This is a genomic window from Thalassotalea sp. Sam97 (genome assembly GCF_041379765.1).
Taxonomy (GTDB): Bacteria; Pseudomonadota; Gammaproteobacteria; order Enterobacterales; family Alteromonadaceae; genus Thalassotalea_A; species Thalassotalea_A maritima.
In genome coordinates, this window is the sequence record NZ_CP166919.1 from 1,243,149 (window position 1) to 1,268,694 (window position 25,546).

The window sequence follows — 25,546 nt, forward strand, 5'->3', positions numbered from 1 at the left end:
GTTACACAATGCAACAGGATTTTTGGCATAACTGCTGGGATAAAAACTCAACTGGCTGGCATCAAAGTGAATGTCAGCCAATGTTAGCGGAATATTTACCGAGCCTTTGGCGAGCAACAGATCAACATATTTTTGTCCCGTTATGTGGTAAATCGGATGATCTGGTGTTTTTAACTGAGCATGGCAAGGTGGTTGGTAACGAGTTGAGCGCGATTGCTTGTCAGCAATTTTTTAGCGAACACAAGTTAGCTTACACAACGCAGGAAAAACAACCGTTTACCGTCTACCAATCAGCAAATATAGATATTTATCAAGGGGACTTTTTTTCCTTAAACGTTGATGACTTTCAAACCTTTGATTGGATTTATGACCGAGCCGCACTGATAGCATTACCCGAGTCGATGCAAGTTGATTATGTGGCTAAGCTAAAGCGTTTTTTTGGTGCCAATACTCGTTTGTTTTTGCTGACCTTAGAATATGATCAACAGCAAATGAGTGGACCGCCATTTAATATTGATGAGCAACGAGTTAACCGCTTATTTAAAGGCTTGACGATAGAAAAACTGGCAAGCAGAGAGTTAGCCGACAGTCGTTTTGCACAGCGAACCTTCCCGGTAAGTAAATTGGTTGAGAGCTTGTATATTATAAGCCTATAACGTTATGGGGTGTATTAAACACTTCCCATTTTGTTTACGGCAGTCTGAATTGTGAGATTGCAAGATAATAAAAAACGCGCCTAGGCGCGTTTTTTATTATCTTGCTTAGCCGAGAAGCACTAACAGTTCATCGACAGAGTCTTTTGATGGTTAGTCTTTTAAATGGTGGAAATCGATACGATCACCACGGGTATCATCAACACTGTTGAACACGTCTTCATTAAATTGACCTTCAGCTTTACCAACGATGACGGTAACCATTGAATCACCGGTTACGTTTACTGCGGTACGTACCATATCTAATAAACGGTCAACACCAATGATCAAACCAATACCTTCAACCGGCAAGCCAACTTGTGCAAGTACCATCGCTAGCATGATCAGACCAACACCTGGCACACCGGCGGTACCAATTGATGCTAACGTTGCGGTAACGATAACCATTAAGAAGTCGGTTAGGCTTAAATCAACATTAAACACTTGGGCAATAAATACCGTTGCAACACCTTGCATAATCGCTGTGCCGTCCATGTTGATGGTTGCCCCCATAGGAACGGTAAATGACGCAATAGGGTTACCTACACCAAGCTTTTTAGTCGCGGTATTCATGGTTGACGGGATGGTTGCGTTTGAACTTGCCGTTGAGAATGCAAACATTGCCGTAGTGCGCATTTTCTTAATGAAGGTTATCGGGTTTAATCCGGTCAATAACTTCAAAATCGTTGGGTAAGTTACAAATGCGTGCACCATCAATACACCTAATACGGTAAAGAAGTATACTGCTAAGTTGCCAAACGCTTTTGGATCAAGCTTGCTGAATAAGGTTGTCATCAAACAGAACACACCATAAGGCGCTAAGTTCATCAGGATAATAACAAGACGCATGATGACTTCATTTAAGTCTTCGAAAGTTTTGGTAATACGTTCGCCAGCTTCGCCCGCTAGTGCTACAGCAATACCAAATAGTAATGCAAAGACAATCACTTGTAGCATGTTACCTTTAGCAAACGCATCAAAAGGGTTGGTTGGGAACATACCAATGATAACTTGCGTTAAGGTAGGCGCTTCTTTCGCTGCAAAGGTAACATCGGCGCTCATGTTGACGCCTTCACCTGGGGCAATCAAGATACCCGCCAAAATTGCAATAGAGATAGCAATAGCGGTTGTCATTAAATACAAGGCAATTGCACGGCCACCGATACTACCAATTTTTGAGGTGTCGGTAAGAGAGCAGGTTCCGCATACCAGAGAGACGAAAACTAACGGGACAACCAGCATTTTTAAACTGGTTACAAAAATCTGACCACCAATTTCAAATAAACCATCAATAAAAAAGGCTTTGACTTTAAAATCAAACAGACCAAATGGGATAATTAGATCGCCATCTTTCGGTAAGCCAAATTGGAATACCAAGCCTAACGCGATACCGGCAATCATACCGATAACAATACGCATTGTAAGGCTATTCGCATTTTCTTTGTTCATAGAACAACTCTTTATACAGTAAAAAATAGATGTACTGACAATTCTACAGTAAAGAGAACAATTTTGTTAACCCCCTGTAATATATATTGCCAAGTAAATCGGGTCGTGCGCATTGTTGCCTATAAGCCCCTAGCAGGACAGAAAATTTTTGTATTAAAAGGTAACTTTTTTGTGATGAATCGGTTACTATGGCAAGTGATAAAATAACAATAAAGTCAGGGAGACAGCTTTTTATGAAGCAACTTCAGCGTTTTCTGCAGCTATTTTTACTTGCTATGTTAACTGCGTGTGGCGGTGGTGAGCCCCTCGATGGAGGTACAAACTCCAGTGGCGGCGAAACACCACCTCCTCCAGCAACAACCACAATTAGCGTGAGTATCGATAAAACTCAAATTAGTAATGACTCACCCGGTATCGTTTCAGCTAAAGTTGAAACCAATGGCAGTCCGGTCGAAGGGGTTGTCGTTTATTTTGAAACCGACCTTGGTATTTTTGATGTTGAATCGGCATCAGCATTAACTAACTCTGAAGGTATTGCGACCATTGGTTTAAAACCGACAGACGTTAGTGGGGCAGGTACGGTGACTGCAAAACTGGACTCTGGTGAAAGCGGCACCGTTGGATTTGAATCAGCTGGTGATGGTCTTGAAACCGGCGGTACGGAAAACCCAACTGGTGAACGCTTTGAGTTGACTTTAAATATTAGCTCGCCGCAAGTAAGCGCAAACAGCCCACAAACAGTAACCGCTAACTTAGCAAGTACCACAAATGGTCTTATCGCAGGTGCGGTTATTCAATTTACTGCCGATAGTGGCTTTTTATTACCAGCATCAGGTACTGCGTTAACAGACAGCCAAGGTAATGCAACCATTATTATTAATGCCGATACTATTGCTGGTGCAGGTACCGTCACTGCAGTGGTAAAAGCGCCTGAAAAAGCAAAAGACACTAAAGGTGAAGTCAGCTTTGCTAACGCAGGTGACGGTTCAGCCGTCGCCGGTAAGCAAGTTAACTTGACTCTATCATCGAACCAAATCAGTGCAGCATCACCTGCAACCGTAACGGTAACGGTGACGAACGCAGGTAACCCTGTTGCAAACGAAGTCGTTAATTTTTCATCAACGTTAGGTGTGTTCGATCCTTCATCAGGTACTGCTCTGACTAACGAATCGGGTGTTGCAACGATCACCTTAAAAGCTGGTAATGTCGAAGGCGCGGGTCTGGTAACCGCTACGGTATTAAGCGGTGAGTATGACTCTATTGGCTTTGCGACACAAGGTGATGCACAAGCTATTACAGGTAACGAAGTTTCTCTTTCTATTTCTAACACCTCTGTCAATAAAGATGCGAATGCCACGTTAACCGCTATGGTTACAAATAATGGTGTAGCTATTGCCGGCGAGGTTGTTAACTTTTCAGCAACGTTAGGTGCCTTATCGCCAGTATCAGGTACTGCACTCACCAATGCTGATGGTAAAGCCATTATTACCTTAACTGCAGGCACTGTTGCCGGTGCCGGTGTTGCAAGTGTTACTTTGGATAATGGCGCTAACGCCACCGTTGGTTTTGAAACCGCAGGTGACGACATTGTCGATTCAAGCAAAAATATTGCTCTATCCATATCATCTACTATGGTCAGTGAAGCGGCTCCAGCAACGGTAACCGCTGTAGTATCAGACAGTAATGGCCCTATTGCTGGTGAAGTTGTTAATTTCTCAAGCTCTTTAGGTGTGTTTGCTCCTGTATCAGGTACTGCACTGACTGATTCGAAAGGTACTGCGACAATTGTATTAACTGCCGGCGACGTAGAAGGTGCTGGTGTTGTTACCGCACGCTTAACGACAGGTGAGCTAGATACATTAGGTTTTGCGACAAAGGGTGATGCATCTGATGTTGGTGGTAAATCCGTTGCGATCAGTATTTCTAACGCCAATGTAACTGGTGCTGGTCAGCCAGCAGAATTACGAGCAACGGTAACTGATGGTGGTGCACCTGTTGCTGGTGAAGTTGTAAACTTTGCGGCTACCCTAGGTACACTATCGCCAGCTTCTGGTACAGCACTGACCAATTCTGATGGTGTAGCAACGATTAATTTAACTGCAGGTCAAGTGGCAGGTGCTGGTGTTGCTAGCGCAACCTTAGATAATGGTGCCAACGCAAAAGTTGGTTTTGAAACCGACGGTCTTGAAGCTGTTGCTGAAACAATATTGACATTGACGTTTAAAGATAACCAATCGTTAATAAGCAATGACCAACCTGCGACCTTGATTGTAAAGCTTGAAAACAATGGTCAAGCAGTTGCGCGAGAAGTGATTACCTTTACAACAAGTTTAGGTAAGCTAAACCCGATCAGTGGTACGGCATTAACAGACTCCAATGGTGAGGCAGCCATTACATTAACCGCAGGTGATATCGCAGGTGCCGGTATCGTTACGGCAACAGCATCAACTGGTGAGACAGATACCATTGGTTTTGCAACGGCTGGTGATGAAATATCATTTGTTGGTAAATTAATCGTAATAGAGTCGGTTATACCCACATCCCTAGATGGAACCGAATACCCAGATGAGGCAATCACAGCTAAGACACCGGCAATCGTTACTGTAAAGGTAACTGATGCGAGCGGTGTTGTTGCGAATGAAGTCGTGAATTTCTCAAGTACTTTAGGTGTGTTCTCACCTGCATCAGGTACCGCATTAACGGACTCGACCGGTACGGCGACTATCGTCCTAAACGCAGGTAATGTAGAAGGCGCAGGTCTTGTATCGGCAAGTCTTGTAAGTGGTGAGCGAGACAGTAAAGGCTTTGCAACCATTGGTGATGCATCGGTAACTCCTGGTAAGTCGGTAAGAATTGATACTGCACCGTTTAGCCTAACTGATGCGGATAGCGTAGCTACAGTTACAGCTATTGTAACGGATGGTGGAAAAGCTGTTTTTGGCGAAGTTGTTAATTTCTCTTCAACGCTCGGTAATTTGCAACCATTATCTGGTACGGCATTAACTGATATTGATGGCAAAGCAACTATCGAGATCAGTGCAGGCGACGTTGCTGGTGCAGGTGTTGTTACCGCTACACTAGATAACGACGCGACAGCTCGTGTTGGGTTTGAAACTTCAGGACTTGAAGAACCCCCTGTCACAACGATTAACTTTATTAATCCTTCATTGGTATCGCTAAGCGGTTCAGATAAAGCGACATTTAAAGTCGAAGTGATGCATGGTTCAGCACCAGCAAAATTTGAAGTGATCGAATTTACTTCGACGTTAGGCAATTTACATCCTAGTAGTGGTACAGCGTTAACGAATGAGCAAGGTGTTGCATCGATCACGGTAAGTACCGGTGATGTTGCAGGTGCAGGTCTATTAACCGCCAAAACATTAACTGCTGAAGTGGATACGATTGGTTTTGAAACAGCGGGTGATGAGACACCTGTTGTCACGAAATCAATAGTTATGGATGCCATTTCAGCTGATATTTCAGCAGTTTTGCCTGCAACAGTTAGTGTTACTGTTGAAGACGCAAATGGTGATCCGCTTTACGGCGAAATTGTTGACTTTTCAAGTTCGCTTGGTGTGTTATCGCCAGCGTCAGGCCGAGTTTTAACTGAAGAATCAACAGATGCTAGCGGTAATCCTATAGCTGTAGCAACTATTCAGCTTATAGCTGGTGATGTTGAAGGTGCTGGTATTGTAACGGCGACTTTGCTGACCGGCGAACAAGATAGCACAACCTTCTATACACAAGGTAACCAAACTGTACTTTATGAAAAGACAGCCAGAATCAATAAGCCTTTAACCCAATTCTTCAGTTTGGCTGACAATAACCCTGTTCAAACGGTCGAAGTTCAGGTCGTTGACGATGAGGGTAAACCGCTTAATGGCGAGCTAGTTTATTTTTCATCAAGCTTAGGTAAACTAAATCCTCTATCGGGTACTGCTCTTACTAAGACAGTAAAAGACAAAGACAACAATGATATCGACGGTATCGCGACCATCCAAATTAGTCGTGGCTACGTAGCTGGTGCGGATGCTTTGACGGTAGCGTTAGACAATGGTTATGTAACACGTGTTAATTTTGAAACTGATGGTTTAGAAGTTGACCCAGTTACGACAATCAACTTTGTGACTCCGTCATTTGTGTCTCTTAGCGGTGCAGGTAAGGTAACGTTTGAAGTTGAAGTGATGCATGGTTCAGCACCAGCAAAATTTGAAGTGGTCGAATTTACTTCGACGTTAGGTAACTTACACCCTACGAGTGGCACAGCGTTAACTAACGACCAAGGTAAAGCGACAATTCAATTGAGCGCAGGAGATATTGCAGGTGCAGGTCTGTTAACCGCCAAAACATTAACGGGGGAAGTGGATACTATTGGTTTTGAAACTGCGGGAGATGAAACTCCAGTTACTACCAAGTCAATTGTCATGGACGCGATTTCCGCGGATATTACTAAGGGGTCACCAGCGACCGTTCGTGTGAGTGTGGCTGATGCTGATGGTAACCCGCTTGTTGGTGAAATTGTTGATTTCTCAAGCACGCTTGGTGTGTTATCGCCGGTGTCAGGTCGCGTGTTAACACAACAAGTGAATGTAGGTACTGACGATAATCCTGAATATAAAGCTTTTGCGACTATCCAGTTAAACACTGGTTTGGTTGAAGGCGCTGGTATCGTTACTGCGACCTTACTAACAGGCGAACAAGATAGCAAAACGTTCTACACCAAAGGTGATGCTGATCCGATTAATGATAAGAAAGTTATCATTAAAACAGCTTCATTTAACCTTGATGCAAGTAATCCAGTTCAAACTGTTGAAGTTCAGATTTTAGACCGTGACGACAATCCGCTTAATGGTGAAATTGTAAACTTCTCATCAAGCTTAGGTAACTTAAATCCTGCTTCGGGTGCGGCAATTACGAAGACGCTTAATGGCGTTGACGGCATTGCAATAATTGAAATTAGCGGTGGTGATATTGCCGGAGCGGGTGTTTTAACAGCAACGCTAGATAATGGTGCAGTAGCACGCGTTAACTTTGAAACAAAAGGTCTAGAGCCAAGCGATGTTACCACTATTAATTTTATTAAATCTCCTTCTGTATCGCTAAGCGGCGCAACTTCAGAGGAGTTTGAAGTTAAAGTCATGCGAGGAAATGTACCGGCACAGTATGAAGTTGTTACGTTTGAAAGCACGTTAGGTAACTTACACCCAAGTAGTGGTACAGCATTAACTAATAGCGACGGTATTGCGAAAATCTCTGTTAGCGCGGGTGATGTTGTAGGTGCAGGTTTATTGACAGCAACGACGTCGACCGGTGAAGTTGATACTATTGGCTTCCATACGGCAGGTGATGAGCCATCTGCAGTCACGAAATCCATTGTAATGGCAGCTATTTCTGCGGATATTACGAAGGTTTCACCAGCGACTGTTCGTGTGAGTGTGGCTGATGCTGATGGTAAACCGCTTTACGGTGAAATAGTCGATTTCTCAAGTACGCTTGGTGTGTTGTCGCCAGCGTCAGGTCGTGTATTAACCGAAAAAGTAGAAGCTACAGATGATAATGGTCTTCCAATAACAGATAATAATGGGCAGCAAGTATATAAGGCTGAGGCAACTATCCTGCTAACCGCTGGTGATGTTGAAGGTGCAGGTATCGTTACTGCAACGTTATTGACCGGCGAGCAAGATAGCAAAACGTTCTACACCAAAGGTGATGCAGCAGAGATTAATGATAAGAAAATTATCATTAACACAGCTTCATTTAACCTAGATGCGAGTAATCCTGTTCAAACCGTTGAAGTTCAGGTATTAGACCGTGACGATAATCCGCTTGATGGTGAAATAGTAAACTTCTCATCAAGCTTAGGTAAGCTAAGTCCATCATCAGGGACAGTAATGACTGTTAATGGTTTAGCCTCGATTGATATTAGTCAGGGTGCTATTGCAGGTGCCGATGTCTTAACAGCAACGCTAGATAATGGTGCGGTAGCACGCGTCAACTTTGAAACTGCTGGGTCAGAAGTTGTTGAAAAAGTGATTAGTATCGATTCTATCGATATTGGTTCGCCTGATGGAAAAATTGCTGAGGATTACCCGGCAACTATCACGGTTTCCGTTTCTGATCTCTACGGTAATGCTCTTGAGGGCGAGCTTGTAACATTTACCAGTACGCTTGGCGTATTCTCACCTGAGTCTAAGACTGCGCTAACCAAAAAATATCCTGTCCTTGACGAACAGGGTAATCCTGTTCAGCTTAATGGCGTTGATGTTACAGAGGTTGTCGCAAAAATCCAGCTACTTGCTGGTGATGTTGCGGGCGCTGGTATTGTAACGGCTACTACGTCCACTTTTGAGTCAGATAGTATCGCCTTTGAAACCGTTGGTAAGCCACCTGTGACTGTATCAGTGAAGCTCGTTAAGCCAGGTACTGAAAACACAGCTAATGAAGAAGAAATGCAAACTATTGACCTTACTAATCCTGGTAAGTTGGTGGCAACGGTAACAGGCTTTACTAAACCCGTGTTAGTGTCATTCTCTAGCGATATTGGTGAAATTCCTATCCCAACCGCAGTTACATCATTAGTTACTTCAACCGTTGATGGGGTTATCATATCTGAATACAAAGCGTCCTTAGATATTATTGCAGGTGATACCCTAGGTGCAGGAACTGTAACCGCGAAATTAGTGGACGATGAATCTGGTGAAACGCTTGTTGTCGTTGGTGCAGTTGATCTAAAAATGGGCTATGCACAGAAACTTGACGAAAATGACGATCCTTATGTTGAAGGTACAGGTCAGGTAGAAGGTAAGACAATTTTTATCGAAGCGGCAAAAGTTGATGTCACTAACATATCAGCTGGAGGTACTGCTGTATTTACTGCACAAATTTTTGAAACTGGAGCTGGTGGTGACATTGAGTACACGGATTCAGACGGTAACGTCGAGATGCTTAAACTCTATGAACAGCCAATCGTAGTTGATTTTACTTCTAGCTGTGTACTTGCAGGGGAAGCGTCGATAGATTCGCCTGTTACGACTATTCGTGGTGAGGCAAGAGCAACTTATGCGGCACAAGGCTGTGAAGGTCAAGATGTTATAACCGCATCAGCGAGCACAGGTGGCATTAACTTATCGGTAAGTCAAATACTAGAAGTTGATTCTCCTGTTCTTGGCAGTATTCAATTTGTCAGTGCAACCCCAGAAAACATTTCGTTGCAAGGTACTGGCGGTGAAGAAAGCTCAACATTGTTGTTCCAAGTACTGGATGTCAATGGCAATCCTATGGCTGGTGAGACAGTTAACTTTACCTTGAATACAGAAGTAGGTGGATTGACAACATCCCCTGCCACAGCAGACACAAATGCTGACGGTTATGTACAGACTATCGTGAATGCAGGAACAATAGCTACCTCTGTACGGGTAACAGCAACCGTCGCCAATAGCGGTGTTTTAACTCAATCAAGTAGTTTAACCGTAACAACAGGGATACCTGATCAAGATAGCTTTAGTATTGCAGCACCTCATTATAACCATGAGTTAATTTATGGTGAAACTGTTACTATTACTGCACGATTGGGTGATGCGTTTAATAACCCTATTCCATTAGGTACAGCGGTTACGTTTAGATCAGAAGGTGGCCTTGTTGATGGCGAGTGTACTATCGAGGAAGTCGGTGGCAGGAACCCGAGTTCATGTGATGTGACATTTACTATTCAAGAGCCAATTCCCGCAGATGGCCGTATTACGGTTTTAGCTACGGCTATTGGTAACGAGTCATTCGTTGATTTGGATGGTGACGGTTATTTTGATTCGGGTGATACGGTAATCGTTGAGGATGACACTGGTACGTACTCAGAGGAAATGAAGGCTTTCCGAGGAGTGAACCCGTATACAGGGCAAGCGGTATCCGATGCACCTTATGACTTAGCAGAAGCTTTTGTAGATCATAACGAAGATGGTTGTTTTAATCCCCAGCCATATGAAGATCCAGCTGATACTACCGAATTTGCGCCAACCTGTTCAGCACCAGTTAGTGTTGCAGATGAAGAGGGTGCATCTGAGGAGTTCGTAGATTTCAATGGAAGTGGAGTTTATGATTATAACGATGGGAAGTACAACGGCGTTTTGTGTAAAGGCAAAAATTGCTCTGAGCAAACGTCGTTAAATATCCGTGACTCTATCGTTATCGTTTTAGGTAGCTCAAAAGCTAGAATTACACCTGAGGATCCTGTTGTATATATTACTGGTGATGGGACGGCAGTGGCGACAGTATATGTTTCTGATCTCAAAGGGCAGCCAATGCCTAAAGGAACAGAAATTCTGTTTAGCTCTACGGTAGGTAGTATAGCATCTACAAACCCCTTGTTTGTGCCAAATGACACGTTAAACTATCAAAAACTGAATCGAGATGGTGACCCTTACTCTGTGACCATTAAAGGTGAAAAGTTGTCAGATCCCGCAGTTCCATTGGTAGGCGACTTGATTGTTACAGTTAAATCACCTTCTGGTGATATAACTGAAATCAATGCAATTCAAATCGTTATACAATAACACCCACGTAGCACTTGAATAAAAAAGCCTCTTCGGAGGCTTTTTTATTGTTTGTTTATTGAGCGTAACTACAAAATATGCAATTTTTCCTTTAAAATACCTAGCCTTTATGATTATCATTGCGCCTTGAAATTCGTAAATTAACCTCAATTAATAATGCATTAATGCCAGTTATAAAAAAAATAGTGCTTGTCACTGGCAAAGTTTACATATATACCTAATAACATCATTTCGTCATTTATAAAGTGATAAATGCAATATCTAACAGGCGTTTACCATCGCGCTTGGGTCGCTTTATTAGGTCAAATTGCATCGATAATAGATAGAGAAACGGGCAGTTAGCACAATATAGCCCCACAGGAACGTAAAAGCATATGGCAAAATCTCTGGTAATTGTTGAATCGCCAGCCAAGGCGAAAACAATTAACAAGTATCTTGGAAAAGACTACATAGTAAAATCTAGTGTTGGTCATATTCGAGATCTCCCTACATCGGGTGGTAAAAAAGCACCAACCAAGTCGCCAGCTGAAGTACGTAAAATGACGCCCGAACAAAAAGAGCGTTATAAACAAAAGCGTGAAAAGACTGCGCTGTTTAATCGTATGGGCATTAACCCGGAAAAAGACTGGCAAGCAACATACGCGGTATTACCTGGCAAAGAAAAAGTTGTTGAAGACTTAAAGAAACTCGCTGAAAACGCTGACACCGTCTATCTCGCAACCGATTTGGATAGAGAGGGAGAAGCCATCGCGTGGCACCTTAAAGAGGTGATTGGCGGTGATGACGAACGTTTTCGCCGTGTTGTGTTTAATGAGATCACCAAATCAGCCATCCAAGATGCGTTTAAACACCCGAGTGAATTAAACATGAATGGTGTCAACGCCCAACAAGCGCGTCGTTTTCTTGACCGTGTGGTTGGTTTTATGGTCAGTCCATTGTTGTGGAAAAAAGTCGCCCGAGGTTTATCGGCAGGACGAGTGCAGTCCGTTGCTGTTAAATTAGTGGTTGAGCGTGAGCGCGAAATCAAAGCCTTTGTACCACAAGAGTATTGGGACATCGATGCCGAAACGTCGACCAGCTCTGGTGAAGCGTTAACACTGGCGGTTAATAAGCACAATGGTAAAACCTTTAAAGTTGATAACGAAGCTGACGCCATGGCGGCAGTTGCGGCATTAGAAAAGTCGGCTTATGAAGTCACCAAGCGTGAAGACAAACCGTCGAAAAGCTCACCATCCGCACCATTTATCACCTCGACCTTGCAACAAGCAGCAAGTACCCGTTTAGGCTTTGGTGTGAAAAAGACCATGATGTTGGCGCAGCGTTTGTATGAAGCTGGTCATATTACCTATATGCGTACTGATTCAACCAACTTGAGTAAAGAAGCGGTTGATAGTGCTCGTCAATACATCACCGATAATTTTGGTGCTAACTATTTACCTGAAACAGCTAAATCATATGGTGCCAAAGCCAATGCACAAGAAGCGCATGAGGCAATTCGTCCATCGGATGTGAAAAAAGAGTCAGGCCTATTAGTTGATATGGAACCTGATGCACGTCGCTTATATGATTTGATTTGGCGACAGTTTGTTGCCTGTCAAATGACAGCCGCACGTTATGACTTAACCACACTGACCGTTACTGCGGGCGACTTTGAACTAAAAGCGAAAGGTAAAGTATTGCGCTTTGACGGTTGGACCAAGGTACATTCACGTTCAACAGGCAAGAGTGCCAGTGACAAAGATGTTAATTTACCAGACTTACAAGTTGGCGATAGCTTATCTTTGCTTAACGTTGACCCTTCGCAACATTTTACTAAGCCACCAGCTCGTTTTGGTGAGGCATCTTTGGTAAAAGAGCTTGAGAAGCGCAGTATTGGTCGTCCATCGACTTATGCATCGATCATTTCAACCATTCAAGACCGTGGCTACGTTCGTTTGGAAAACAAGCGTTTTTATGCGGAGAAAATGGGCGAGATTGTGACCGACAGCTTGTCTGGCAGTTTTGAGCATCTAATGAATTATGACTTTACCGCCAATATGGAAAGTCAGCTTGACCAAATTGCCGATAGCAAAGCGTTCTGGAAAGATGTGTTAAATGAATTCTACCAAGACTTTACTGGCCAACTTGAAAAAGCCGGTAAAGATATGGATGAAGGCGGGATGCAACAAAACCTGCCAGTGATCACCAATATCGACTGCCCAGAGTGCGGTCGTAAAATGGGGATCCGTACGGCATCTACCGGTGTGTTTTTAGGTTGCTCGGGTTATAGCTTACCGCCAAAAGAGCGTTGTAACAAAACCCTTAACTTAACCCCTGGTGAAGAAGCAATCGCGGTTGGTGCTGAAGATCGAGAAACATCAGCGCTTATGGCGATGCAACGTTGTGACAAATGTGGCACGGCGATGGATAGCTACCTCATTGATGAAACTCGTAAGTTACATGTTTGTGGTAATAACCCTGTATGTGATGGCTACAAGCTTGAGAAAGGTGAATTTAAAATTAAGGGCTACGATGGCCCTGTTTTAGAGTGTGACCGCTGTGGCAGCGATATGGAGCTTAAGAACGGCCGCTTTGGTAAGTACTTTGATTGTACCAATAGCGAATGTAAAAATACCCGTAAGCTTCTGGCTAATGGTGAAGCAGCGCCACCGAAAGAAGATCCCGTTGACTTACCTGAATTGAAGTGTGAAAAGTCCGATGCCTTCTTTAAGTTACGTGATGGCGCTTCGGGTATTTTCTTAGCGGCAAGTACGTTCCCTAAGTCTCGAGAAACGCGCGCGCCAAAAGTTGCTGAGTTACATCGTTTTCGCGATCGTATTTCGTCTAAGTTCTACTACTTAGCGGATGCGCCACAAAAAGATGCCGATGGTAATGAGTACATTGTTCGTTATTCTCGCAAGAATAAAGAACAGTACATCATGACCGAAAAAGATGGTAAAGCGACCGGCTGGATTGCTAAGTTCATTGATGGTAAATGGGTTGAAGAGCAAACCAAAAAGTCTGCAAAAACAACCAAAACAGCTAAGAAGAGCAAATAGCATCTCGACGCATCGGTAACTTTACCAAGTTATTAGTTGAAAGCCGACATTCAGTTATGAGTGTCGGTTTTTTGCATTTTTATGGGCTAATAAGACGTTATCGTTAATGTCTCTAGAGTTATGTTGTTTTCTAAAAAGAGTGGTGAGTTCGGTTAAATGACAGATAATTAACACGAATATGCAATAAATCGCTAGATCAATGTACTGGCTTGTTATATAGTTTTTTTATAAAAAACAACTTAATTATAACCACTATGAAGCTGCAGCAATTAAGATACATCGTCGAAGTTTTAAATAATAACCTTAATGTTTCTGCTACGGCAGAAAGCTTGTATACCTCGCAACCAGGTATTTCTAAACAGGTACGGATGTTAGAGGATGAGTTAGGTGTACAAATATTTGGTCGTTCGGGCAAGCATTTGACCCATGTAACTCAAGCGGGTCAAGAGATAATCAACATTGCCACTGATATTCTCTCCAAAGTGGAAGGTATAAAAGCCGTATCACGTGAATACACACAACCGGATGAAGGTAAACTGCGCATTGCCACCACACATACCCAAGCGCGTTATGCGTTGCCAGAGGTGATCCGCGGTTTTGTTAGTAAATACGATAAAGTGTCATTGCATATGTACCAAGGAACGCCAGCACAAATTAGTGATGCGGCGGCAAAAGGTGACGCAGACTTTGCTATTGCCACTGAATCCTTGCACCTCTACAACGATTTGATCATGTTGCCTTGTTATCACTGGAATCGCAGTATCATTGTCACCAAAGACCATCCACTTGCTAAGGTCGGTAAACTCACCATGGAAGACGTGGCTGCCTACCCGTTAGTGACCTATGTGTTTGGTTTTACTGGTCGAAGTGTGCTCGATAAAGCGTTTCAACAAGCACAGTTAGAGCCGAAAATCGTATTTACGGCAACCGATGCTGATGTCATAAAAACCTACGTACGGTTAGGTGTTGGCATTGGCGTTGTCGCGACGATGGCCATTGACCCTGAGCAAGACAGTGATCTTGTGGTGCTCGATGCCAGTCACTTGTTTGATGTGAGTACCACTAAAATAGGTTTTCGCCGTGGTACGTTCTTACGCGGTTATATGTTTGATTTTATTGAACGCTTTGCACCGCATTTAAATCGAGATATTGTCACCAAAGCGATGTTATTGAAAAATAACGAAGAAATAGAAAAGTTATTGATAAATATAGAGTTACCAATTAAGTAATCGGTAAGATATTTTGAGGTAAAAGTTAGGCCTAGCTCGAAGGTAACTATTGTAATATAGAAATTAGATGGTATGGGAAACGTATTGTTCTCCATACCATACTAGCTTATCTTATCTACCAGAACGATAAACGATGCTAAACATCATGGTTGTTTCATCTGAGTTTTTAATATAGTCAAATGAAGTACTAAAGTTTGAACCTAACGCATATTCAATACCTGTAACGATAGAAGTAGTGCCGTCAACGTAGTCTAAGCCAGCTGTTACAGCGGTTCTTTGACCAACTAAATGCTTATAGTTACTCGCTAGAGCAAAAAATGTCTCATTTTCGTCATAACCAGCCATGCTAACAGCGTAAAGGCGAGCACCAGCTTCAATTTCAACTAGTGATACATCACTGATTGAAAATTGCTGGCCGAGCATGGTTGATAGAGTGTAGGTGTCAAGCTCATACCCCATAATGTCTGCAGAAGCTTTCGTGTATCCTGCATTAAGGTAAAGACCAGAATCCCACTGGCTACTTGCCTTTAAACCCAAACCATTTAAGTCCAGACCGTCTAGATCCATAGACACATAACTGACTTTACTATAGTCGTTAGTTAATAATTGAGTGGCTTGGCTAGCGTGCTCGTCAGCAAAAGCGCCAAAAGATGAAAGGGTTACGCCTAGAGCTGCGATAATTGATTTTTTCATTTTTATATCTCTGTTTTTAATTACCTAGAATTAGGTTGGGCGTGAATATACGAATTCAAGCGTTAAATGCAAGTAGATATTTATCGTTTTAACAGAATGGCCACATATCGGTTACGCATTATTAACGATTGGTTTTTAAATGAACTGTACCGGGATTGTTAATAAATTATTCCGGTATGTGAAAACAGTTCTAGATTAGTTTTAAAAAAGAAACTTGGTATGTTTTATTGGGCACTATTTTCTGATTTAGATTCTGATTTAGAAATTTTTTTTAAGTTGTTTGCTTTCAAAACAAGTACAGAGTGTACAGCCGTCGTTGTCTGATTTGTTTTATAAGGGGACTTTATAAATGGCAATATAACTTGTCGTTATAGTAATTGCTTGTAGACTTTCGTATAATTCGCATTACTTTTATTTATCAATCGCATTGTATGCAAAATCGCTTGCCGCCGTTAAATGCCTTAAAAGCGTTTGAGGCTTCAGCCCGACACCTTAGTTTTACGCGTGCTGCAAAAGAGTTATTTGTGACTCAAGCCGCTGTATCTCATCAAATTAAGTCATTAGAAAACTTTCTGGGTTTAAAGTTATTTAAACGCAAAAATAGAGCGTTACTTCTTACTGAAGAGGGGCAGTCATATTATCTTGATATCAAGGATATTTTCACGTCACTTCAGGATGCCACGCAAAAGCTGTTAGCGCGTGGTGAAAAAGGCGCGATTACCGTGAGTATTCAACCGTCACTTGCTATTAAGTGGTTGGTGCCCAAGTTAAGCGAGTTTGCCAAGCTTTATCCTGATATTGATGTGCGCATTAAGGCGGATGATGCGACCGATGATACGCTTAATGATGATGTGAATATTGCCTTTTATTATGGTCGTGGCACATGGCGAGGCGTTAATGCCGAAAAAATATTAAACGAATACCTTGTACCTGTATGCTCGCCCATGCTCATGAGCGATAATAAGCCACTTACTACGATTGCCGATTTGCAACATCATACTTTACTGCATGATACCTCGCGCTCCGACTGGCAGCGTTGGTATAAGCGCTGTGGTTTAAAAGCAACAAACCTTACTAAAGGGCCAATTTTTAGTCATTCAGCCTTGGTATTGCAAGCGGCTATTCATGGGCAAGGTGTGGCACTAGTCAATAATACCTTGGCCAAACCGGATATTGACGCTGGTAGATTAGTGACACCTTTTGAGCAGGTTCTCATGAGTAAGAATGCATTTTATATTGTTTGTCACGATGAACAACGTGAAACGCCACGGATCGCGCAATTTCGAGATTGGGTAATTAACACCGCAAAACATGACGATTGGCACATGGAAACCGACAATGACTTATGAAGATGATTTAAGTTGGCAAGTTAGCCAAAGTGATAACGCCGTTGCCAGCATTATGCTCGCTCACGGCGCCGGAGCGGCGCTTGATAGCGACTTTATGGAAATGATAACCAAAGGCTTAGTTGCTAACGGTATTAACGTTTATCGCTTTAATTTTCCCTATATGCAACAGCGGCAACAAGATGGAAAACGTCGACCTCCAAATCGCATGCCAGTACTTGTCGAAAGCTTTAAACAACGCTTGCAACGTTATCAACTTGACTTACCCTTGTTTGTTGCCGGTAAGTCTATGGGGTCACGTGTCGCGGCAATGGTCAGCGAGGATGATAAGGTTTGTGGTGTTATCGCTTTAGGTTACCCATTTCACCCTATCAGTAAGCCAGACAATACCCGTTTAGAACCTTTGCAAGCACTGACTAAGCCGGCTTTGATTATCCAGGGTACAAGGGATGCGTTAGGCAATGAGACGGAAGTTAACGGATATTCGTTGCCAAATAACATTGATATACAGTTTTTAGAGGATGGTGATCATGATCTTAAACCAAGGGTTAGGTCTGGTTTTCGACATGAGCAACATATCCAATCGGCTGTTGCCAGCATGGCGGCTTTTATTCGCAAGCAACTATAATTGCTGGAGAACTATATGCAACGACTAATACTCGGCTTTGCAGGGGGCTTTGCGATGGTGTTGGTCTTTTTAAGTGCCTGGCTATCACATGCTCAGACACAACTTGCATCGCACACCGTTAAAAACATAGTGATAGCTATCTTGTTCGGCTTTATTCACGTATTGCTGCTGTTTATGGCAAGTCAACGATACTCGCAAAATCGCGCAGGTAAAGTCTGCAGTTACCTGATTTTGTTTGGACTATGCTGTTTTAGTGGCTTAATTATTTTAAAAAGTTTTGTCGACATAGGTATGTTTGCCAAACTTACACCATTAGCTGGCATAGCACTCGCTGTTGCGTGGCCGGCTTATGCTTTGTCATTAGGAATGAATAACAAATGAGTGCCATTATCCTTTATTGTCGCCCCGGTTTTGAAAAAGAATGCGCGGCAGAAATCCAGGAAAAAGCAGCCTGGAATGAAATTTTCGGCTTTATTAAGTTAAAGAAAAATCAAGGGCTTGTAGAGTTTCATGTCTATGAAGAATCGCAAGTGGAAGTATTGCTGCAAAAACTTCCTTTAACACGTTTGATTTTTACTCGTCAGTGGTTTGGAACCTTAGGTGAGGTGCTAGAGTTACCTGAGTATAATCGTGTTGAAGCCATCAGTGAAACCTTAGGCGATGAGTTTCGCTATGAGGAGTTACGCGTTGAAACCTTAGATACCAATGATGGTAAAGCGCTTAGCAAGTTTGCGCGAAAGTTGTCGGTACCTTTACGCCAGCACTTACGTAAATCCGGTGTGTTAGCAGAAAAAGAACAAGGCGATTCGCAACGAGGCGCGACGATTTTGCACTTGTTATTCTTTTCTGGTCAGCAAGTACAGCTTGGCTATTCATTTGTTGCCAATAGCTCGGAGCACCCCATGGGGATCCCGCGTCTGAAGTTCCCGTCTGCTGCACCGTCTCGCTCAACATTAAAACTTGATGAAGCGTTTTTATATTTCATTCCACGTGATCAATGGGATACGCGATTAACCTCAGGCATGAATGCGGTCGATTTAGGCTCTGCACCAGGTGGGTGGACATATCAACTTGTACGCCGAGGTATGATGGTTAAAGCGGTTGATAATGGCCCTATGGCAGATTCTTTAATGGAAACAGGGCAGGTAAAGCATTATCAGCAAGATGGTTTTAAATTTAGACCTCATAAAAAGAATAACTATTGGCTAGTGTGTGACATGATTGAGAATTCAACACGTGTGGCAAAGCTTATGGCCAGTTGGATTGTTGATGGTGATTGTAAAGAAGCGATGTTCAACTTGAAGTTGCAACCGGGTAAAGCGCGTTATCAGCAAGTGATGAAAAACTTACAGCAAATTAAAGACACTTTATCAGAGCATGATATTTGGTATGAAATGTATGCTAAGCACCTGTACTATGATAGAGAAGAAGTGACCGTGCACGTACGCGTTTTAGGTAACAAATAAATTTATCTCTTCGCACAAACCAAAGTGTTTTTTATAAATACACGCCGTAAGCTAGTTGCCTCGCTTATGGCTTTTTAAGGGCACTAGATCAGCTCGATATATTGATTTGATGCTTAAACGAAAAAGGGTGGCTAACTGGCCACCCTTTTCAATATACGTATCTTAAATCTTGCGATTATAAACGCTCAAGCATTGCTTCAGTAAAGTCAGTTGTACCGTGTTCACCACCTAAATCGCGAGTAGTGCGGTCACCTGATTCGATAACATCTTTTAATGCGTTACGGATCTTAGATGCTTGTTCGGTCATACCTAGGTATTCAAGCATTTGAATTGACGCTAGGATAACTGAAGATGGGTTTGCTAAGTTCTTACCAGCGATATCTGGCGCAGAGCCGTGAACCGCTTCAAAAATCGCACAGTCTTTACCGATGTTAGCGCCTGGTGCCATACCTAGACCACCAACAAGACCAGCACATAAATCAGAGATAATGTCACCAAATAGGTTAGTGGTCACGATTACGTCAAATTGCTCAGGGTTCATTACTAACTGCATACAACAGTTATCAACAATCATTTCAGCAGATTCGATGTCAGGGTAGCGCTCACCAACTTCACGAGCAACTTTTAAGAATAGGCCTGACGTTGATTTTAAGATGTTTGCTTTATGAACAGCAGTTACTTTTTTACGACCTTCCTTACGAGCTGTTTCGTAAGCAAATTCAACGATACGCTCAGCACCTTCACGAGTGATTTGACTCATCGCTTCAGCTGTTTTACCGTCTTCAGAAACAACTTGGCCAAGACCTGAGTACATACCTTCAGTGTTTTCACGGATCGTTAAGATATCGATGTTTTCGTAACGAGCACGAGTACCTTTAAACGACAATACCGGGCGTAAGTTAGCATATAGTTGGAACTTCTTACGTAGTGTTACGTTAATTGACGTAAAGCCTTCACCTACAGGTGTTGTTAGTGGGCCTTTTAAAGTGATTTTGTTTTTTTCAATCAACTTTAACGTTTCTTCAGGTAGTAACTCACCGTGTTTTTCAAGCGCTACTAAGCCTGCATCAGCAAATTCGTATTCAAAGTTACAACCCGCTTTCTCCAATACTTTAATACATGAATCGATAATGCTCGGACCAATGCCGTCGCCCGGGATAACCGTAATTGTTTGTTTTGTCATCGTAATTGCCTACTGTTATGCATAAACCTGTTATGCCTAATAAATGTGCGGTTAGTCTGCGTCATGCAGGTGAAATAGCCTTAGCTATCATGCGTGCCTAGCCAATTTGCATTTTGGCTAAAGGGCAATAAAAAACCGCCTGAAATTTTTAGGCGGTTTTATACCAAATATGTGGTCGGATTTCTAGTTAGATTACATACATTTTTACTAAATCGCTGTGTTTTTGAACGTTTGACGCTTGAAATGTAGTAAAGTAACAGTAACTCAATTGTAATGCTTGTGTTGCGTATTTTATTTGAGCATTTAGAAGTTAGCGGTAAATGCTTTAAAGTCTTGATACGCACTTTCACCTATACCAACTAATACACCATTTTTGAATAACAAGGCGGTGCATTCATCTAGTGTGGTTTTACCGTCAGAGTGTTTGTGTTGAGTGCGATAAAAAGTCACTTGGTAATTGTCATCGTCGACCTTTTTCGCTTCGGTAATATCAGGGTTGCCGATATCAGTCAAAATCTTATCTAGGTCGATCTGGTCTAATTGCAGTGTAGCAATATATTGACGATTAAATCCTTCACGCTCATCCCATGCCATTTGCGCGGGTTTATCTTCATAGTAATTAAGCAAGCCGTAAGCAAATACGCCATATAGAGCGATGGCGAGTACGATCCACGTAACAACTTTTTTGTTCATTTATACTTCCTGATGTTCGGTTATAGGTTGTTGGGCTAGGGTTCTTGGTAAACGAATATCCTTTAGGTTAAAGCCTAGTGGGATATCTTTTTTTAGCGTTAATAATTGGTGATAAAGCTTGATCTCATCATGATGTTCTTGCAACTTCTTGGTCAAAGACTTCTTTAAATCGGCGGCTGAAAGAATACCTCTTAACGAACCGTATTGCTGCAACAATTGTACGGCAGTAACAGGGCCGATTCCGGCAACACCAGGGATCTTATTGGTCGCATCACCGGTTAAAGTCCAGTAATCGACTAGTTGATCAATATTCACTTGAAATTTATTTTGCACATACTCAGCATCGAAATAACGTTTATTAAAGTAGTCGTAAACGCTGATGTGGTGACCAATCAAAGGTAAAAAGCCTTTGTCCGTTGATATGATGGTGGTATTTTGCCCCTTTAATGCCAGTTTTACCGCGAGCGTTGCAATTAAATCATCGGCCTCATCAGCTTCAGATTCAAGTGAGTCGACACCCAACTTCATGAAGCTGTCTTGGATTGAACTCAAACTGCTTGCTAGATGCTCAGGCATTTTTTTACGACCTTTTTTATAATCGCTAAACAGTTTATGGCGCCAGCACTCGCCTTGGCAGTCAAATACCGCTAAGGCATGTGTTGGCTGGTGCTGATTTAAAATTTTTTGCAATGCGTTACTGGTATGCACTTTGGTGTTGTGAATGAGCTGGGTTAACGTCGTGTCTGATAACTCATCCAACATGGCATAGGGACGCTCCTGCGCCGCATAAATACGGCGGATCAGATTCATTGCATCAATAAGCACTAAGTGGGCTTGCATAGGTTGCTAACTTTTCCGTTGTTATTGTGAAACGATGTTATAACAGGGCGTATATTCTCCCTGAAGTTTCATACGTTGTTGTTTTACAAATGATGATAACAGGTTATCGAGTTGTAGCATAATTTGTTTATCACCCGATATTTGGTAGCAACCATGCTCGCGAATATGTCTCACCCATTGAGGTTTTACATTACCAGCAACAATACCAGAAAATGCGCGTCGTAAGTTGGCTGCGAGCTCATTCACAGGTAAGTCTTTGGTTAACCTCAATGCCGCCATATTTTCATGAGTTGGCTCAAATGGGTATTGAAACTGTGATTCGATTTCTAAAGTCCAATTGTAATGATATGAGTCACCCACAGCACGACGATAACTTATCACTGACTTGACTTGCTCTTTTAGATATTGAGAGACTTCTTCAGCGTCATCAATAATAATGGTGTATAAGTTTTGTGCATCAGCACCGAGAGTTTCACCAATAAAGCCATCAAGCTCTTGAAAGTAGTCGCTGGCTTCTTTGGGGCCGGTTAATACGATAGGTAGCTTTTGCAAACGGTTTTTCGGATGCAGTAAAATACCTAATACGTAAAGAAGCTCCTCAGCCGTGCCAGCACCGCCTGGGAAAATAATCAAGCCGTGAGTCATGCGCACAAAAGCTTCCAAACGTTTTTCAATATCCGGCATGATGATCAGTTCATTTACTATCGTGTTTGGTGGCTCGGCAGCAATGATACTGGGCTCCGTTAAGCCAACATAGCGGCCGGTACCGTTACGTTGCTTGGAGTGGCCAAACGTCGCGCCTTTCATAGGCCCTTTCATGGCGCCTGGACCACAGCCGGTACAAATATTTAAATGACGTAAGCCGAGCTGGTAACCCACTTCTTTACAATATTTGTATTCGGTACTGTTAATCGAGTGTCCACCCCAGCAGGTGATAAGACCTGGTTCGGCATCTAATTTGATGGCACCAGCATTGCGGACGATATCAAAGACGATGTGGTTAAGTAGCTCTTTTTTGTGTTGTTGGGATTCATCATAATAGCGGCTAGAAATAAATAAAATATCGCGTAATACCGCTGATAATTGCTCTTGGATACCGCGGATAATGGTATTATCAACAAACGCATGTTGAGGTGGATTAATCAGTTTTAACTTAACCCCGCGCTCACGTTTTAACACTTGAATATCAAAATGTTTGTATGCCTCGTAAATGGCTTCAGCATCGTCGGTATTACTGCCGACATTCAGTACTGCAAGAGAGCAGTTTCGATATAACTGGTATAGTTCAGAGTTTGCAGATTTTTGCAGCATATCGACTTCTAAAGGCGATAATAAGCACATATTTCCCACAGGGTTTAATTCTATTTGCATAGGCTTCTCCTAATCTCACACTCATACAACGACGTCTTGCAACTGAGTAAATCAAAAATCAGCACTGTTGGATTTCGCTACGCAGGTAGTTGATTTATGATAATAACCTTTATTGTTATAAGACCCTTATTTTTAGTGTAGTGCAAGTAAATCTATATGAATTAAATATTTACTACGGCTGAGGAAGTTCATGGGGCATGGAGACATGCTAATGGTTGGCGGGTTCAGTGAATGGGCTAGACATGATATGGCTAGTGACAGTCGCTTCCCTAAAACTGTTTTTTTAGGGAAGCGATACGTCAAAATAGCTTATGTGATATCTATTAAGCTGTATGGCTATTGGCGTAAGGTACGCGAGGTCGGTGCTATTGCGTTAACGTTTGAACGGTATGGGTTGATATCAAGCCCGCCGCGACGGGTGTAGCGCGCAAAAACCGTCAGTTCTTCAGGCTGACAAAAGGCCATAATGTCAGTGAATATCCGTTCAACGCATTGCTCATGAAATTCGTTGTGCATACGGAACGAAATAATGTAGCGAAGTAATTGTTCCTGATTAATTTTCGCGCCTTTATAGTCGATATAAACGCTGCCCCAGTCAGGCTGATTGGTGATCAAACAATTTGATTTTAACAGATGGCTATGCAGACGCTCATCAACCTGCACCGATGAGTCGCTAGCATTGGCTAAAATCTCGCGATTAAACTGATAATCATCAATGCTAATATCTAGATCATCAAGGCAAATACCTTGGCTTTCGTTAATAGCTAGGGCTGGGCAGTTGTTGACAGCAAATAGCTTGACCGTGACCGGCGCATTGGCGGTTTTACTGAGATCTTGCTGCAATGTCACTTCAACGTCATTTATATCGTCAAAACGGCTTTGATTAAAGCTGTTTAAATAAAGTTTAAAGGATTTTGATTCGATCAGATTATCACTTTCACAAGGAATACGAAATTCGGCGACAGCGACAATAGGCTTACCGCGACTGTTTAACCAGGAAAGCTCGTAACCGTACCAGACGTCTTCACCTTGAAATGGTAATTTCTCACCAAGATTAAGATCATCTCGATTTAACGAGCGCGGAACCGCTTGCAATAATTCAGGCGCATATTGACTCTTGTATTCGGTGGTTTTACCGAGTACTAATGATTTTAATTCATCACGATGACTGTATTTCGACATATTTACACTTGTTTGGATAAAAGCGACTTGGCTATAATTTTACTACAATAATTTATCAAGCGCGCATTCTACCTTATGAGCCCATTACAAGAAAGACTACTGGCGTTAGTCAGCCAATATCGCCAATACCACTTAGACAATTTTAATGAACTACCAAAAGTTGAACATGACCCAGCTTGGCCGTCGCCATGCGAAGTTGGTCAACCTGACACTGACAATCTGGTGAACTGGCAGCCCGTGGCGATTAATGAATCATTGTCTTTTGATAATGTTGAAAAAGCCCTAGATCTGACTTTGCATTCAGATATCAAAAATTACTTTACCAGCGTTTACTCAGAAGCAATACCATGCTCCTGCAAAGAGGGCGATCTTGAGCTGTTATTTGCTTGGAATTTTGATGACTTTCAACGTTTACAGCAAAATCTTATTGGCCATGTATTGATGAAGCGTCGTTTAAAACAATCGCCGACGTTATTCTTTGCCGTAACAGACGCGGAAGAAATCAATTTAGTGATTGATAATGAAACCGGTGCGGTTTGGGCTGAGCCGGTGGGGCTAGAACCGAACAAGTTGATTGCACCAAGCTTAGTCGATTTTATCGACATGCTGGCGTTCAAAAAGCACGATTAATGATTTACATGTAAAGTTGAGGATAGCCACTTTAAAATAGTGGCTACTAACATGAAAGAAGCTTTGCGGTTTCTTTAATACATGGCTTACCAAGATACGGATAAGCGTTGCTTTCTGTGATTCTGTTATGGCAGGCGTTTTTCTAACTGGTTTATTTGTTTGCTGAGCTTTGCTACTTGCTGATTTAATTCGCTGATTTGTGCGATTAACGGTGCTAATAGCTGCTCTAGTTGTTTGTCAGAAGCCTCTGCGCCTACAGATGAGTGTGCTGTGTTGTCTTTAGCTACAGTTTGCTCGGGTTTACCAAGCTCAGGGTTGCTTTGCCATGTTTGTAAACCTTTTATGATTTGAGTTAACGGCGTGCCTGGACCCAATTTTCCTTTGATTAACGCAACCGAAGGTGTTTTGCCTTGCTGAGCTAGTTGATAAGCTGTTTGATAGATATTTTGTAAATTGCTCATAATAAAAACAAATTTTGTTAAATTGACAAAATAATAGCGAAAATAACTAAGCTTGTCACTGGTTATTGTTGAGGTGATTTGTTAAATCCCTTTTAAAAC

General features: G+C 42.4%; 17 protein-coding genes. 9 read left to right on the plus strand and 8 right to left on the minus strand.

What is annotated here, in order from left to right:
• Positions 1-8 precede the first annotated feature (8 nt).
• The gene (tmpT, locus tag ACAX20_RS05490) at positions 9-656 is read left to right on the plus strand and encodes a thiopurine S-methyltransferase (RefSeq protein WP_371189139.1); all 648 of its coding nucleotides are present in this window, start codon (positions 9-11) and stop codon (positions 654-656) included.
• A 150-nt stretch (positions 657-806) separates the two neighbouring features.
• Here tmpT and ACAX20_RS05495 read toward each other — a convergent pair whose 3' ends face one another.
• Entirely contained in the window at positions 807-2,141 is a 1,335-nt protein-coding gene (locus tag ACAX20_RS05495; protein ID WP_371189140.1) for a dicarboxylate/amino acid:cation symporter, read from the minus strand.
• A gap of 233 nt (positions 2,142-2,374) precedes the next feature.
• On the opposite strand from ACAX20_RS05495, the gene ACAX20_RS05500 reads away from it, so the two are divergent.
• The 3 genes from ACAX20_RS05500 (at position 2,375) to cysB (ending at position 14,954) form a co-directional block, all read left to right on the plus strand.
• Entirely contained in the window at positions 2,375-10,687 is an 8,313-nt protein-coding gene (locus tag ACAX20_RS05500) for a beta strand repeat-containing protein (RefSeq protein WP_371189141.1), read from the plus strand.
• A 374-nt stretch (positions 10,688-11,061) separates the two neighbouring features.
• A complete protein-coding gene (gene topA, locus ACAX20_RS05505; protein ID WP_371189143.1) occupies positions 11,062-13,725 on the plus strand; it encodes a type I DNA topoisomerase in 2,664 nt (887 codons plus the stop codon).
• Positions 13,726-13,979: 254 nt separating this feature from the next.
• Positions 13,980-14,954 carry an HTH-type transcriptional regulator CysB gene (gene cysB, locus ACAX20_RS05510; protein WP_371189144.1) on the plus strand — a complete coding sequence of 325 codons (975 nt, stop codon included), beginning with the start codon at positions 13,980-13,982 and terminating at the stop codon, positions 14,952-14,954.
• Positions 14,955-15,065: 111 nt separating this feature from the next.
• Here cysB and ACAX20_RS05515 read toward each other — a convergent pair whose 3' ends face one another.
• Positions 15,066-15,647 carry a hypothetical protein gene (locus ACAX20_RS05515; protein ID WP_371189146.1) on the minus strand — a complete coding sequence of 194 codons (582 nt, stop codon included), beginning with the start codon at positions 15,645-15,647 and terminating at the stop codon, positions 15,066-15,068.
• 431 nt (positions 15,648-16,078) lie between these two features.
• Between ACAX20_RS05515 and ACAX20_RS05520 the strand changes: the two genes are divergently transcribed.
• The 4 genes from ACAX20_RS05520 to rlmM are packed head-to-tail and all read left to right on the plus strand — an operon-like array spanning position 16,079 to position 19,087.
• Positions 16,079-16,996, plus strand: coding sequence for a transcriptional regulator GcvA (locus tag ACAX20_RS05520; protein WP_371189147.1), 918 nt, complete (start codon positions 16,079-16,081; stop codon positions 16,994-16,996).
• Positions 16,986-17,621 (plus strand): alpha/beta family hydrolase, encoded by a 636-nt coding sequence (locus ACAX20_RS05525; protein WP_371189149.1) that lies wholly within the window; start codon positions 16,986-16,988, stop codon positions 17,619-17,621. The genes ACAX20_RS05520 and ACAX20_RS05525 overlap by 11 nt, the downstream gene beginning before the upstream one ends.
• 15 nt (positions 17,622-17,636) lie before the next feature.
• Complete coding sequence (locus tag ACAX20_RS05530) at positions 17,637-18,002, plus strand: DUF423 domain-containing protein (protein WP_371189150.1); 366 nt, start codon at positions 17,637-17,639, stop codon at positions 18,000-18,002.
• Positions 17,999-19,087, plus strand: a complete 1,089-nt coding sequence (rlmM, locus tag ACAX20_RS05535) for a 23S rRNA (cytidine(2498)-2'-O)-methyltransferase RlmM (protein ID WP_371189152.1) — start codon at positions 17,999-18,001, stop codon at positions 19,085-19,087. Before ACAX20_RS05530 ends, rlmM begins: the two co-directional genes overlap by 4 nt.
• Before the next feature lie 175 nt (positions 19,088-19,262).
• Here the strand turns inward: rlmM and ACAX20_RS05540 are convergent, their stop codons facing one another.
• The 5 genes from ACAX20_RS05540 to queF all read right to left on the minus strand — a co-directional run bounded on the left by ACAX20_RS05540 (position 19,263) and on the right by queF (position 24,356).
• A complete protein-coding gene (locus ACAX20_RS05540; protein ID WP_371189153.1) occupies positions 19,263-20,270 on the minus strand; it encodes an isocitrate dehydrogenase in 1,008 nt (335 codons plus the stop codon).
• Positions 20,271-20,573: 303 nt separating this feature from the next.
• Positions 20,574-20,963: a DUF3192 domain-containing protein gene (locus tag ACAX20_RS05545; protein WP_371189155.1), complete on the minus strand. Its 390-nt coding sequence runs from the start codon at positions 20,961-20,963 to the stop codon at positions 20,574-20,576.
• Positions 20,964-21,803, minus strand: a complete 840-nt coding sequence (gene xni / locus ACAX20_RS05550) for a flap endonuclease Xni (protein WP_371189156.1) — start codon at positions 21,801-21,803, stop codon at positions 20,964-20,966.
• 21 nt (positions 21,804-21,824) lie between these two features.
• Entirely contained in the window at positions 21,825-23,174 is a 1,350-nt protein-coding gene (ppnN, locus tag ACAX20_RS05555) for a nucleotide 5'-monophosphate nucleosidase PpnN (RefSeq protein WP_371189158.1), read from the minus strand.
• A 336-nt stretch (positions 23,175-23,510) separates the two neighbouring features.
• On the minus strand, positions 23,511-24,356 hold the full coding sequence (gene queF, locus ACAX20_RS05560) for an NADPH-dependent 7-cyano-7-deazaguanine reductase QueF (RefSeq protein ID WP_371189159.1): 846 nt from the start codon (positions 24,354-24,356) through the stop codon (positions 23,511-23,513).
• A 75-nt stretch (positions 24,357-24,431) separates the two neighbouring features.
• On the opposite strand from queF, the gene syd reads away from it, so the two are divergent.
• Positions 24,432-24,986, plus strand: a complete 555-nt coding sequence (syd, locus tag ACAX20_RS05565) for a SecY-interacting protein (protein WP_371189160.1) — start codon at positions 24,432-24,434, stop codon at positions 24,984-24,986.
• A 125-nt stretch (positions 24,987-25,111) separates the two neighbouring features.
• Here syd and ACAX20_RS05570 read toward each other — a convergent pair whose 3' ends face one another.
• A complete protein-coding gene (locus ACAX20_RS05570) occupies positions 25,112-25,447 on the minus strand; it encodes a DNA-binding protein (protein WP_371189162.1) in 336 nt (111 codons plus the stop codon).
• Positions 25,448-25,546: the final 99 nt, after the last annotated feature.